The organism is Methylotuvimicrobium sp. KM2 (assembly GCF_038051925.1).
Classification (GTDB): domain Bacteria; phylum Pseudomonadota; class Gammaproteobacteria; order Methylococcales; family Methylomonadaceae; genus Methylotuvimicrobium.
Genome location: NZ_CP150634.1, coordinates 2,302,654 through 2,314,602 on the forward strand (window position 1 = coordinate 2,302,654; position 11,949 = coordinate 2,314,602).

Genomic DNA, 11,949 nt, shown 5'->3' on the forward strand with positions numbered 1-11,949 from the left:
CTCTGTAATCAAACTATTCCACGCGCAACAGCCCAATAAATGCCGCGATTAAACGTTTTACGCATTAAGCCCCCGAGCTTGGTAGGTGGGGCGACCTGTACATCATGTTTATAGTCGTACCACAGCGGCATGCCCGCTTCCAATCCCATTTGAGCGATTGCCTGTACTTTCCCATCATAGATAGCAGAGGTATAGCCACGACGAATTTCCGAAGCGATATTTTCCACAACAACAGGTGATTGGTTATGGCAAGTGCCACCGGCTTTACTAACGGGTAAATCAACGGTATCTCCCATCACATAGACATTATCGGCACCGAACATTTTCAAGGTTTCAAAGTCGGTAGGTAACCAACCTTCATTATTTTGTGCTTGTGACTTGCCCGAATTAATGACGGCATCTACCGCGCGAATAGGCGGCGTAGCCATTAAAATATCGAATTCTTGAGATTTACCTTCTTCCGAATAAGCAATTTTTGCTTCGGGATCAACCTTATCTAAAGTAAAACCGCGTTGATATTTAATGTTTTTACTATCGAAAATGGTAGGCAACACATCGCAGGTTGGTTTCTGCAAAAATAAACAATTACGCAATAATTGAGACACGGTTGGATAGCTGTAAATAATCTCTACACGGTCTCGCACGCCGCGTTTACGCAAATATTCATCAAGCATTAACGTGGTTTCGATAGGGGCAATGCCGCATTGATGAGGTACGTTCGGGGTCTTGGGAAAATTGACAGTGATAAATATACGGCCCTCTTCGATGGTGCGTAATTTATGAGCGAGTTGTTGTGCCGCTTTAGTCTGATAAAAATGATCGCCTGCCTCTTTCAACCCTTCAATACGTTCCGGTGCTGGAATACAGCCGGTAGAAATAACCAGATACTCATAATCGTAGCGCTTGCCGCTTTCACAGAGGACACGATTTTGCTCAAATTCGAAACTTTCAACGCCATCGACATGAAAAATAATTTCCGGGCGTAATAACGAACGTTGTTTACGCACCAGTTCATGCGGATGATAGGCATTGAAAGCCACATACATATTGGCCGGCTTGTAAATATGGTTAGGGGAATTTGAGAGCATCATGATCTCAATTTCGCCTTTTAGGATTTCCGGATAAAATTTAGCGACTAAATTATTGGCGGTCATTGTGCCGCCAATCCCACCGCCAATGACGATAATGCGTTTTGTCGAGCTAGTCATAATGACTCCTTCAATTGTTTATTCAGTGAAGGGGCAACGTGTTAGGCGCATTAATAATGAATACCTTGCGCCATGTGCAAGAAGCCTCGTTTTTTAGTCAGTCGACGCGGTTGAGCGCACCGGAAGGACATTGATTGATAACTTTAACGACTTCAGCGTCAGTCGCTTTGTCTAGTTCGATCACGAATTGTTCGTCTACCACTTTAAATACCTCGGGCAGAGATTTGACACAGTTGCCGGAATGAGAGCATGTTTGTTTATCCCATTGTATTTTCATGATGCTTAGCCTCTGTTATTTTCAGCTGTTGTTGGGTTAATCATGGTTTTTACTTCGGCAATCGAATTGGCCGGAAACTCACCACGCTCCGCATGGGTTTTAATGCTTTGTTTATCGGGGGCAATGTAAATGCAATAGATTTTGTCGTCTGTCACATAACTTTCCACCCACTGAATTTGCGGCCCCATGTCGTTCAGAATACAGCAGGACTTTTGTGAAATTTGTTGCAGTTCTGCGGCGTTTAATTGGCCTGCATTAGGGATTTCTCGTTCAATAATATATTTAGGCATATTGTCTCCTATACTGTTATATGACCAGTCGTCTGAGATTGGTTGTTTAAAAAACGATATAAGCCATCATGGCCATATCGTTTGAAAGTTTGTTCGTTAAACAGTCTTGTTAAATGCGTGACGCTTAAGTTTGTGGTGGAATTTTCACGGCTAATTCGGCCTCTTTCCAGGCTGTAATACCGCCATTAATATTCCTGATATTTTTAAAGCCCATTTGTTGCATCACAGCCGCCGCCATGGCAGAGCGCCCCGAACTGGCACAAAGTAGTAGCCATTTTTTATCGCGATCCATTAATTCTTCACGACGACCTGCGTATTGGCGGTCTGCCGCCGCTTCCAGTATGCCGCGCGGAATATTTAACGCGCCCTCAATAGTACCTGACATAAATTCGGCAGGTTCGCGCACATCCAATACCTGATAACCTTCATCCAATAGAGATTTAACATTTAGTACCTCTATTTCGTGTATTTGTGATTTTGCTTGTTTAACAAAATCCATTAAGGTTTTTTCTTCGCTCATATCAAATCCCCATAGTTAATAGTTGACCGGTCGTCTTGCGGGTAGGCAAAAAAAGATCTAAGCAACCGGCGTTTGTGTCGACTTACCTTGCTCCTAATCTAAATTGGACTTGGCAACAAAATAATCATTCAGTAAGGTATCGCAAAACTCTTGCAAAGGTTGCACGGATTGTTCAATTTTCATCCGTAACAACGCGCCTTGCCAGTTATTTACCAACAAGTTAGCCATAATTTCAGCGTTCCGATCAGTACGTACCGTGCCTTCTTTTTGTGCTTGCAGTAATGCTTTATGTTGCAGCACTTTGTAGCGTTCAACGGCAGACTTTAGCGCCTGATTGCACCGTTCACTGGTATCGCCAATTTCACCCATCAGGTTACCCAATAAGCATCCACCTTTGTATCCATTCTTTTCCACTGCAACAATAAGCTCCGCATAGTAGTTTTTTAAAGCAGAGAGCGGGTCAACCTGTGAGTGTTGTAGGTGCTTCGTTAAGAGCTGTATAAATGGCTCCATATAATGAGTAATGGCTTGAGCAGCAAATTCTTCTTTGCTATCAAAGTAGCTATAAAATGAACCCTTGGGCACCTGTACGGCATTTACAATTTCGTTAATACCGGTTGCATGATAGCCCTGGTTCATCAACAGGTAAACACCCTGATCTAGTAATTTTGTGCGTTTGGAGAGTTTGCTGTTCATAGTGGGTACAAATATACGACCGGTCGTATATTTTGTCAATAATTTTTTTCCGACAAGGGTTAGTCGCAGCGTAAATTCAGTACTGATTAATGGTATATAAAGAATTCTGTTTTTTATCTTATTACGCATGGCTTCGCCTAAGATGCCATCGAATATTTTGAGGTTGATAATGATGAGCACATTCGCAGCATGATGGAAGACGATAACAATGAATATCGATTCGCTAAAATTTGATGCCGACGATCGACCGCTTTCGGTATTGCAGCTGCCCTAGGTTGATAGTCTTGACTATCTCATTTTGGCCGGTAAGTGACCGATCCATAAGGGCTTAGGTTAATATTGGCGGGGTCGCCATGGTACGCACAGCTTACCCTGCAAAGTTCCGGCGATTGCGTGATTTTGCCGTCGCATTGGATGGCCAACAGCGTATTTCAAAGAGATGTGTATAACGGCAAGCGCTGGTGCGTGAGAACGATAGGGGGGGTGAATAATTACATTCTTCATGTAATATGTAACTATATGTTCTTCATCGTTATTTAGTAGTATTGAATACTTTCTCAGGTTCTCTGGTTTGAGAAACCCTTCACGTAAGCTCTTGCTTACCGGTTACGAGAAGCTCTTGCCCTGAGCTCTTGTCGAAGGGGGAGCTTCTCGTACTGCACAGGACGGGGCTGCAAACTTCGTCCTCTTCGAATACAGACTGTAACAGTCTGTAACACTCTGATGTTACAGATTTCAACTCCCTGTTAATAAAGTAAATTCTATTCGATTGTTCAGCCTTACTTCGCTAACTGTAACCATCTGCTGTTACAGTTAGCAAAACGTAACGAATTTAAAATAATGTATTTCTTATATAAATCAATGCATTAACTATTATCGTCTCGCATGGCAATGTTTTTGCCTTTATTCTTGAAAGGCAGTTCCATGAATAATCTCGATAATAGGAAGCACCGCATGATCGCACATGCTCTGACGATAGTACTGAATGAACTCAATCGGCATTTGACCGACCATTACGGGTCGGATGTCATGAATGTCGGGCGTTTGGGGAACCTAGCCGACGGTTTCGGTAACGGGGCGGGCGCGAATCCGCGTGATGTGCTTTATTTATCGCTGGTCAACATCAAGGAAGAAAAAACCTTGAAGAACGTGCCGCACTTCACGCGCAACGACGTTACGCTCCGTACTGTCTATGAAAACCCGCCGACCTTTCTCAATTTTCAAATACTGATCGTCGCCTCTCACAGCAATTACACCAATGCTTTGTTGATGCTATCGCGGGCGATACGGTTTTTTCAGGCGCAAAATGTCTTTACGCAGGATACGGTTGACCCCGCGTCGATTTCGAATAACTCGCCCGCCAATCCGCTCGATCAACTCGAGTCGTTCAAACTGATTTTCGATCTGTATTCTCCGACGATGGAGGAAGTCAATCACCTCTGGGGGACCTTGGGCGGTAAACAATACCCTTTCGCGATCTACGTACTGCGTATGTTGGATTTGAAATTCCGTGCGGTCAAAAGCGAGAGGGGCGTTATTACCGAAGTCGTTCAGGATTTCCGGCACAAATCCGGATTGGCGGCCGCCAATGAGTGAACAAATTCGCGTTAAATATCGGCGCCTCTTCGAAGTGAAGGTGCTGCATCACTATTGGCTGGACGACGGTGCGACCGTATTCGATAAGATCGCCGACCCGCTGAAAAAGCAACAACGCTTATCCTCTTATGACGTTCGCACTTTTCTTGAGATTCGTCCGACCCCAAAAACGGAGAAACAGCTGGAAACCTATCGGGCTATTGTGATCAATAGCACTTTAGGCGTGATAGCCGCGGTTCCGGAAGAGGCGGTTATCGCTAAAGATGCGCTTTTCGAGTTCGCGGTTATCGTGCGTAACCCGGCATTCATCAATTACACCGCGTTGACGTTGAGACCGCAACGCATCGTCGATCTTTACGATGCCGAACAAGGCAAGCGTTATTGGTACAAAGAAAACATTCCGGTCTTATCGAATCTGACCGGTGCCTCCCGAGGCGCCGGCGACGATGAAGTCCTGTTTTTATCCAAGGAATTTCCGGCAATTGCCAATGACGATCTCGCCGAAGCGATGGGTTTATCGGGCAATTTGCTGACACAGCTTAGCGCAGATCAGCCGGGCGATCTTCTTCATACGATTACCGATCAAGCCGGGCTTTGGCCGGTTTATGTGCATCAAGGCGATGTTCCGGTTCTGGAAGTGCCGGAGATAGAGGGCGAGATTTTTCGCGGTATTGCCTTGGATTCAAATCTTCCGAAAGATGTATTTGCGCTGATACGCTTGCATGCCGAAAGACCGGATGATGGTCGATTCAGTTTGATCGATAGTCAGGGCAGGGCAAGACAAGCCGCGCCTTCGTTTCATGTGCGACTAAAAAATCGCTCGACATTTTGGCAATATTTAAACCAGGGTAACGGTTCCTTGGAATTCGAAACCGTCGAGCCGTTGCCCTCAACTTATTTCGGCAATGCCGGAAATCGCCGCAAACCCTCCGAAAACTCAGTCAAGCCGGTTTTAAGCGGCGATAGAGTGATTAAACTCGTTTCGGAGATTTATGAGTAATCTTTAATAGGAATCGGTAATTATCATGGCTACAGCGTATAAAACTCCAGGCGTTTATATCGAGGAAATTCCGAAATTCCCTCCGTCCATTGCACCGGTCGAAACCGCGATTCCCGCGTTTATCGGTTACACCGAGAAGGCGGATAAAATCAAGCCCGGTGATCTCCTCAATGTTCCGACAAAAATCGGTTCGATTGCCGAATATGAGGCCTATTTCGGATTTGGTGCGGAACCGGCGATTGCCAAAGTCAGTTTGGATGACAACAAGAACTTTGAATCGGCCGACATGAATAATCGTTTTTTCATGTATGAGAGTTTACGCTTGTTTTATACCAATGGCGGCGGAGATTGTTTTATTGTCTCGACAGGAACTTACGAGGCCGCAGGCAAGATAGTCGGCGATTTTACCGGGACGGGAAAAGGCATCGATACGCTCAACAAAGTAGACGAACCGACGATCTTAGTTTTTCCCGACAATTCCTTGTTGACCACCGGCAACGACTTTTACGGAGTCTACGATGCGGCACTGCAACAATGCGGTAAGTTGATGGATCGCGTCGGGCTGTTTCATCTTAAGGAAGACGACCCGAAAGGCACGGAATTCCGCTCCGGTGTAGGCATCAAAGATCTAAAATACGGCGCGGCTTATACGCCTTGGATAACCGTCAATTTCCCTAAAAATGTTAAGTTTCGTCATTTCAAAAATGTCATCTTTAAAGGTTCCACACATTTCGATTTAGCGGATCTGACCGACGATGCAGCGATTAAGGTATTAATCGATGATTTTGAACAAGTCATCGATGATGTCGATAAGGTCGTTTCGGCAAATGCAACGCTGGCCAATCCTGCGCAAACCTTAAGAGAACGATTTACCTCGCTAGAAGGAGGCTATTTAGAGAACAAGACACCTGCTAATTTTATGCAGCTGATTAACTTTTTGTTTTCGGTTGCGCGTAGTATCGATGTGTTGGTGGGTGCCGGCAGTAATGCACTGGAAAATGCCGACTTACAAACCGGGTTGCAAAATTTGATTGCCTCGACGCTGAAAGGATTCTATTCGGAATTGATCGCTTACGATAAAGAACTCGACGGCGAAATTGGTACATACAACCCACAATTCCAAACAGGAACCCCGCCTTCCGCCGCTGAGTGGGATGACATTTTCGGCGCCGGCGCGCCGGGCGCATCATCGGTAATACCGGGTAGCGCTACGACCAACGCGGCAAAAATGGACAGCGTATTACCGTTGGCGAGAGCGCTATTCGACTCGATCAATAATGCGTGGCTTAGCGGCATAGTCGGCACCGCTCATATATTGGAGAATCAAAAGCACGACGGCTTGCTCAATGCCTATCCTCTCTATAAAACGATATTGACCGGTATCCAAAACACTAACACCAGCGTTCCTCCTTCAGGTGCGATTGCCGGAATTTATGCCTTTGTCGATCGAACCCGAGGTGTATGGAAGGCGCCGGCTAACGTGAGCGTATCCGGCATTATCGGCCCGAAAGACTCGTTTACGGCATCCGAGCTCGATGCGCTCAATATTGATGTCAATAGCGGTAAGTCGATCAATGCCATCCGTTTTTTTACCGGTAAAGGTACGTTGGTTTTCGGAGCTAGAACCTTGGCCGGCAACGACAACGAATGGCGGTATGTCAGCGTCCGGCGTTTTTTCAACATGGTCGAGGAAAGCACTAAAAAGGCGACCGAACAATTCGTTTTCGAACCGAACGACGCGAATACTTGGGTCAAGGTTCAGGCGATGATCGAAAACTTCTTGACCGTGCTATGGCGGCAAGGCGCGTTGCAAGGCATCAAGCCGGAGCATGCCTTTTATGTCGCGGTGGGCTTGGGTAAAACGATGACGCCGCTCGATATTTTGGAAGGCCGGATGATTATCGAAATCGGCATGGCGGCGGTTAGGCCGGCCGAATTCATCATTCTCAGATTCTCGCACAAAATGCCCGAATCCTGATTTTACCCAGCTTTAACAAATATCGTTTCTACGGCTTATGTTATTGAGTCTCCATTAAATGTTAAGGCTGGGTTTAGCGGCCGACATACTTTAGCAAACAAGAGGGAATCATCATGGCGCAAGTCTATCCATTACCGCGTTTTCACTTTCAAGTGGATTGGGGCGGTGCAAAATTGAGTTTTACCGAAGTCACGGGTCTTGTGATGGAGCGTGAAAAAGTCGAATACCGGCACAGCGACAGCAAGGATTTCAGCAAGATCAGCATGCCCGGTTTGATCAAACTCAGCAATATCACGATGAAACGCGGCAAATTCGAAGGCGACTTCGATTATAACGATTGGCTCGACGAAATCGCCAACGAACGCGTCGAAGGCCGCCGCGATGTCGTGATTCGCTTATTGAACGAAAAACACGAACCGGTCGCGGCTTGGTCGGCGACGCGATGTTTTCCGGTCAAGGTCACCGCGCCCGATTTGAAGTCCGACGCCAATGAAGTCGCGATCGAAACTATCGAGGTCGCGCACGAAGGACTCAAGCTAATGAAAGTATAACGCCGATGGCCGATTACTATCCGCCGCTCGGCTTTTATTACAAAGTAGAGTTCGGCATCAGCCAAGTGAGCAATGACGTCCGGTTTCAGTCGGTCTCGGGCCTCACTGTGGAATACGACTATGAAAGCTTCAAGGAAGGCGGCGAAAACCGTTTCGAGCATAAATTGCCGGTCCGTACCAAGTATGCCGACATGGTCTTGAAGCGCGGCATGTTGACCGATTCCGACGTGATCGATTGGTTGCTCGATGCCTTTCGAGACCGTGTATTTAAACCCGCGTCGGTCAATGTGATTTTGATGAATGAAAAAGGCGAGCCGCTACGGACTTGGAAAGTCGCCCAGGCGATACCGAAAAAATGGCAAATCGGCGATTTCAACGCCAACGAAAGCGCGGTCGTCATCGAAACGATCGAGTTGACCTACCGTTATTTCACGGTGCAAACCTGAGCACGCCATGCCGATTGAAATCAAAGAACTGCATATCAAAGTCACGGTCAACCCGCCCGAAGCAGGGAGCCTAAGGCAAGAGTCGGGCAATGCGGGTAAGGGAGGCTCGGCGGAAAAACCGGTCGATAAAGATGCCTTGATTGCCGAATGCGTCGAACAAGTATTACAAATTCTACAGAATAAAGCGGAGCGCTGATGGCCGAAAACGGGAAATTGGAAAAGATGTTGATACTGGCTTTTTCCGATTCGGAAAAAGCCGAAAGCGGCGGTTTGCTTGAAGCCGACGAAAGCATTGAGGCCTTGATCAATCCGGAGAGCTATACGCTCGACTATAAGCTCAAGTTTTCCGAATCCGGGCAAGGGCAGGGTACCAGCGGTCAACAATTAAAGTACGAATATACCGAACCGGAAGAGATTTCTTTCGAATTTTTATTCGACAATACCGGCATCATCGACGGTAAACCGCGCGACTCGATCGCCGGCGACATCAAAGCCTTCAAGGACGTGTTGACCGGCTATAAAGGCGATGCCCACGAACCGCGCCACTTTAAGCTGGTCTGGGGCGAGCATTCGATTTTCAAGGGACGGGTCGTCGAAGTCGGCATTACCTACAAACTATTCAGACCGGACGGTACGCCGATACGGGCATTGGTCAAGGTCAAATTCAAAAGCAGTATCGAGGAAGAAAAACGCGCCGCGAAAGAAAACAAAAGTTCGCCCGACTTGAGCCACAGCCGCAGAGTCAAGGCCGGCGATACGCTGCCGTTGATGTGTTACAAAATCTACGGCGATCCGCGTTATTACTTGGAAATCGCAAAAATCAACCGCTTGGATCACTTCAGGTCGCTCGAACTCGGCCGTGAAATCGTGTTTCCTCCGGTCAGCAAAACGGCTCGATCATGAGAAACGAATCCGCCATTCCAACACCGGCCACCCCCGATGTCTGCACGGTGGCCTTATTAATCGACGGCACCGAAATTCCGGGACAATTTCAGGTGCTCTCGGTCAGCGTGAATAAAGAATTGAACCGGATTCCGTCGGCCACGATTCAACTGAAAGACGGCGAAGCGGCGCAAGCCGACTTTCCCGCCAGTAATACCGGATTGTTCATTCCCGGGCAAAAGATCGAAATTCAGTTCGGTTACCGCTCGCAAAACGTCACGGTATTCAAAGGCATGATCGTCAAGCACAGTATCAAGCTCAGGAAAAATGAAAGTTTCTTGATTCTGGACTGCCGGCATGAAGCGGTCAAAATGACGTCCGGCATACACAGCCGCTACTTTACCGAACAAAAAGACAGCGACATCATCGAGACATTATTCGGCGATTACGGCTTGACCGGCACCAGCGATACGACCGAACCGGATTTACAAGAGGTCGTGCAATTCGAATCGACCGATTGGGATTTTATGCTATGCCGGGCCGAAGCGAACGGTTTCGTCGTCAATGTCGGCGATGATGCGATTACCGTCGGCAAGCCCGCAACCGGCGAAGAATCGGTCGTGAAGGTCGGTTACGGTTCGACCCTGTTGGAACTGGATGCCGAAATCGATGCGCGTTTGCAAAGTCCCGGAATCAAGGCCACGGCATGGCATGCGGCCGATCAGGCATTGATCGAAGCCGAAGCTTCCGAACCGGAATCCGCCAGTGCCGGCAATATCGATGCCGAGACATTGGCGGCGATATTAGGAACTGAAATGCATGAATTACGCCATGGCGGCGGCTTGAGTCAGCCGGAATTGAAAGCCTGGGCCGATGCGCGTTTGTTGAAGGAGCGTCTAGCCAGAATCAGAGGCCGGGCGAAATTTCAAGGCATTGCCGAGGTCATGCCGGGAACCGTGATAGAAGTCAGCGGCATCGGCGAGCGCTTTGCCGGACTGTTTTATGTGTCGGGCGTGCGGCATTGCGTTTCCGGCGGCAACTGGGAAACCGATGCGCAACTGGGTCTAAGCCCCGATCTATTTGCCGAAACCTATAACTTACGCCCGTTGCCGGCGTCGGGATTATTGCCGTCGGTCTGCGGATTGCAAATGGGCGTCGTGACGGTATTGGAAAACGATCCTAAAGGCGAAGACAGAATAAAGATTCGGCTGCCGCTGGTCGACACGGCCGATGAAGGCATTTGGGCAAGGCTTGCAACGCTCGATGCCGGCGACGGGCGAGGAACGTTTTTTCGGCCCGAGATCGGCGATGAAGTCGTGGTCGGATTTCTCGGCGACGATCCGCGTTATCCGGTCGTGTTGGGCATGTGTCACAGCAGCGCGAAACCGGCGCCGGAGCCAGCGAAGGACGACAATCATTTGAAAGGCTATATCAGCCGCGAAAAGATGACCCTTTCCTTCGACGATGAAAACAAAATCGTCGTGCTCGAAACGCCGGGCGGCAACCGCCTGATTTTGTCCGAAGACGAGCAGGCTGTCATTATCGAGGATCAGAACGGCAATAAAGTCACCTTGAATGCCGACGGCATCAAGCTCGAAAGCATCAAAGACTTGATATTAAAAGCTGCCGGCGACGTCAAGATCGAAGGCATCAATACCGAACTGAGCGCGCAAGCCGAATTCAAAGCCTCGGGTTCCGGTTCGGCCGAGATTTCCGGCGCCAGCACCACGGTCAAGGGCAGCGCCAGCACCACGATTCAAGGCGGCGTCGTGCAGATCAATTGAGAGGATAGAGACATGCTACCGGCAGCCAGAATCACCGACATGATCGTCAGCACCGCGACGCAAGGCGCCCCGGTGCCGATTATTCCACCGGGCCAACCGACCGTTTTAATCGGCGGTTTGCCGGCGGCGCGCTTGGGTGATTCATGCGGAGTCGATGCGATTATCAAAGGCTCGGCAACGGTCATGATCGGCGGCATGCCGGCCGCGCGTGTCGGCGATTCGAGCGCTTCGGGCGGCGCGATTATACCGCCCGGTATGCCGACGGTATTGATAGGAGGATGACATGAGTTTTCTCGGACGCGGCTGGTCTTTTCCGCCGACATTCAACCGGGCAAGCGGCGGCGTTACGATGCTCGAAGCCGAAGCTGACATCGCTTCGAGCCTCGAGATTCTGCTGAGCACCGCGCAAGGCGAGCGTACGATGCTGCCTACATACGGCTGCAATTTGCAGGAGTTGGTGTTCGAAAATTTAGATACGCGCATGAAAACCTTGATGGCGGACAAAGTGGAATCGGCGATTTTATATCATGAGCCGCGTGTCGAACTGGAAAGCGTTCGGCTCGACGATAGCCTGGAGCTGGAGGGCGTGGTATTGATCGAGGTGATATACCGCGTTAAGGCTACGAACTCGCGTTTCAATTTCGTTTATCCCTATTACAAACTGGAGGGTACCGATATTAACCTAACCGCAGCCGTCAACCTTTTGCCCGATAGCGATTGA

The 11,949-nt window shown here is 48.6% G+C and carries 15 protein-coding genes; 10 read left to right on the plus strand and 5 right to left on the minus strand.

What is annotated here, in order from left to right; all coding sequences use genetic code 11:
* Nucleotides 1–8 precede the first annotated feature (8 nt).
* The 5 genes from WJM45_RS09765 to WJM45_RS09785 form a co-directional block, all read right to left on the minus strand.
* Entirely contained in the window at nucleotides 9–1,208 is a 1,200-nt protein-coding gene (locus WJM45_RS09765; RefSeq protein ID WP_341328747.1) for an FAD/NAD(P)-binding oxidoreductase, read from the minus strand.
* Nucleotides 1,209–1,305: 97 nt separating this feature from the next.
* A complete protein-coding gene (locus tag WJM45_RS09770; protein WP_341328748.1) occupies nucleotides 1,306–1,485 on the minus strand; it encodes a (4Fe-4S)-binding protein in 180 nt (59 codons plus the stop codon).
* Nucleotides 1,486–1,490: 5 nt separating this feature from the next.
* Complete coding sequence (locus WJM45_RS09775; protein WP_341328749.1) at nucleotides 1,491–1,775, minus strand: DUF4242 domain-containing protein; 285 nt, start codon at nucleotides 1,773–1,775, stop codon at nucleotides 1,491–1,493.
* A gap of 124 nt (nucleotides 1,776–1,899) precedes the next feature.
* Nucleotides 1,900–2,295 carry a rhodanese-like domain-containing protein gene (locus WJM45_RS09780; protein WP_341328750.1) on the minus strand — a complete coding sequence of 132 codons (396 nt, stop codon included), beginning with the start codon at nucleotides 2,293–2,295 and terminating at the stop codon, nucleotides 1,900–1,902.
* Between the two features lie 93 nt (nucleotides 2,296–2,388).
* Nucleotides 2,389–3,171 (minus strand): TetR family transcriptional regulator C-terminal domain-containing protein, encoded by a 783-nt coding sequence (locus WJM45_RS09785; protein ID WP_341328751.1) that lies wholly within the window; start codon nucleotides 3,169–3,171, stop codon nucleotides 2,389–2,391.
* Nucleotides 3,172–3,915: 744 nt separating this feature from the next.
* Here WJM45_RS09785 and WJM45_RS09790 point away from each other — a divergent pair.
* The 10 genes from WJM45_RS09790 to WJM45_RS09835 all read left to right on the plus strand — a co-directional run bounded on the left by WJM45_RS09790 (nucleotide 3,916) and on the right by WJM45_RS09835 (nucleotide 11,949).
* A complete protein-coding gene (locus tag WJM45_RS09790) occupies nucleotides 3,916–4,587 on the plus strand; it encodes a DUF4255 domain-containing protein (RefSeq protein ID WP_341328752.1) in 672 nt (223 codons plus the stop codon).
* Nucleotides 4,580–5,587, plus strand: a complete 1,008-nt coding sequence (locus WJM45_RS09795; protein ID WP_341328753.1) for a hypothetical protein — start codon at nucleotides 4,580–4,582, stop codon at nucleotides 5,585–5,587. Before WJM45_RS09790 ends, WJM45_RS09795 begins: the two co-directional genes overlap by 8 nt.
* A gap of 25 nt (nucleotides 5,588–5,612) precedes the next feature.
* Nucleotides 5,613–7,565 (plus strand): phage tail sheath C-terminal domain-containing protein, encoded by a 1,953-nt coding sequence (locus WJM45_RS09800; protein ID WP_341328754.1) that lies wholly within the window; start codon nucleotides 5,613–5,615, stop codon nucleotides 7,563–7,565.
* A 113-nt stretch (nucleotides 7,566–7,678) separates the two neighbouring features.
* On the plus strand, nucleotides 7,679–8,116 hold the full coding sequence (locus tag WJM45_RS09805; RefSeq protein ID WP_014148652.1) for a phage tail protein: 438 nt from the start codon (nucleotides 7,679–7,681) through the stop codon (nucleotides 8,114–8,116).
* Nucleotides 8,117–8,121: 5 nt separating this feature from the next.
* A complete protein-coding gene (locus WJM45_RS09810) occupies nucleotides 8,122–8,562 on the plus strand; it encodes a phage tail protein (protein WP_341328755.1) in 441 nt (146 codons plus the stop codon).
* Nucleotides 8,563–8,569: 7 nt separating this feature from the next.
* Nucleotides 8,570–8,758, plus strand: coding sequence for a DUF5908 family protein (locus tag WJM45_RS09815; RefSeq protein WP_341328756.1), 189 nt, complete (start codon nucleotides 8,570–8,572; stop codon nucleotides 8,756–8,758).
* A complete protein-coding gene (locus tag WJM45_RS09820; protein ID WP_341328757.1) occupies nucleotides 8,758–9,465 on the plus strand; it encodes a LysM peptidoglycan-binding domain-containing protein in 708 nt (235 codons plus the stop codon). Before WJM45_RS09815 ends, WJM45_RS09820 begins: the two co-directional genes overlap by 1 nt.
* The gene (gene vgrG / locus WJM45_RS09825) at nucleotides 9,462–11,228 is read left to right on the plus strand and encodes a type VI secretion system tip protein VgrG (protein ID WP_341328758.1); all 1,767 of its coding nucleotides are present in this window, start codon (nucleotides 9,462–9,464) and stop codon (nucleotides 11,226–11,228) included. Before WJM45_RS09820 ends, vgrG begins: the two co-directional genes overlap by 4 nt.
* Nucleotides 11,229–11,240: 12 nt before the next feature.
* Nucleotides 11,241–11,510: a PAAR domain-containing protein gene (locus tag WJM45_RS09830; protein WP_341328759.1), complete on the plus strand. Its 270-nt coding sequence runs from the start codon at nucleotides 11,241–11,243 to the stop codon at nucleotides 11,508–11,510.
* Nucleotide 11,511: 1 nt separating this feature from the next.
* A complete protein-coding gene (locus WJM45_RS09835; protein WP_341328760.1) occupies nucleotides 11,512–11,949 on the plus strand; it encodes a GPW/gp25 family protein in 438 nt (145 codons plus the stop codon).

Excerpts from the sequence above, each read along its gene's own strand:
- WJM45_RS09765 (WP_341328747.1), bottom strand. The coding sequence starts at position 1,208 with ATGACTAGCTCGACAAAACGCATTATCGTCATTGGCGGTGGGATTGGC.
- WJM45_RS09770 (WP_341328748.1), bottom strand. The coding sequence starts at position 1,485 with ATGAAAATACAATGGGATAAACAAACATGCTCTCATTCCGGCAACTGT.
- WJM45_RS09775 (WP_341328749.1), bottom strand. The coding sequence starts at position 1,775 with ATGCCTAAATATATTATTGAACGAGAAATCCCTAATGCAGGCCAATTA.
- WJM45_RS09780 (WP_341328750.1), bottom strand. The coding sequence starts at position 2,295 with ATGAGCGAAGAAAAAACCTTAATGGATTTTGTTAAACAAGCAAAATCA.
- WJM45_RS09790 (WP_341328752.1), top strand. The coding sequence starts at position 3,916 with ATGAATAATCTCGATAATAGGAAGCACCGCATGATCGCACATGCTCTG.
- WJM45_RS09795 (WP_341328753.1), top strand. The coding sequence starts at position 4,580 with ATGAGTGAACAAATTCGCGTTAAATATCGGCGCCTCTTCGAAGTGAAG.
- WJM45_RS09800 (WP_341328754.1), top strand. The coding sequence starts at position 5,613 with ATGGCTACAGCGTATAAAACTCCAGGCGTTTATATCGAGGAAATTCCG.
- WJM45_RS09805 (WP_014148652.1), top strand. The coding sequence starts at position 7,679 with ATGGCGCAAGTCTATCCATTACCGCGTTTTCACTTTCAAGTGGATTGG.
- WJM45_RS09810 (WP_341328755.1), top strand. The coding sequence starts at position 8,122 with ATGGCCGATTACTATCCGCCGCTCGGCTTTTATTACAAAGTAGAGTTC.
- WJM45_RS09815 (WP_341328756.1), top strand. The coding sequence starts at position 8,570 with ATGCCGATTGAAATCAAAGAACTGCATATCAAAGTCACGGTCAACCCG.
- WJM45_RS09820 (WP_341328757.1), top strand. The coding sequence starts at position 8,758 with ATGGCCGAAAACGGGAAATTGGAAAAGATGTTGATACTGGCTTTTTCC.
- vgrG (WP_341328758.1), top strand. The coding sequence starts at position 9,462 with ATGAGAAACGAATCCGCCATTCCAACACCGGCCACCCCCGATGTCTGC.
- WJM45_RS09830 (WP_341328759.1), top strand. The coding sequence starts at position 11,241 with ATGCTACCGGCAGCCAGAATCACCGACATGATCGTCAGCACCGCGACG.
- WJM45_RS09835 (WP_341328760.1), top strand. The coding sequence starts at position 11,512 with ATGAGTTTTCTCGGACGCGGCTGGTCTTTTCCGCCGACATTCAACCGG.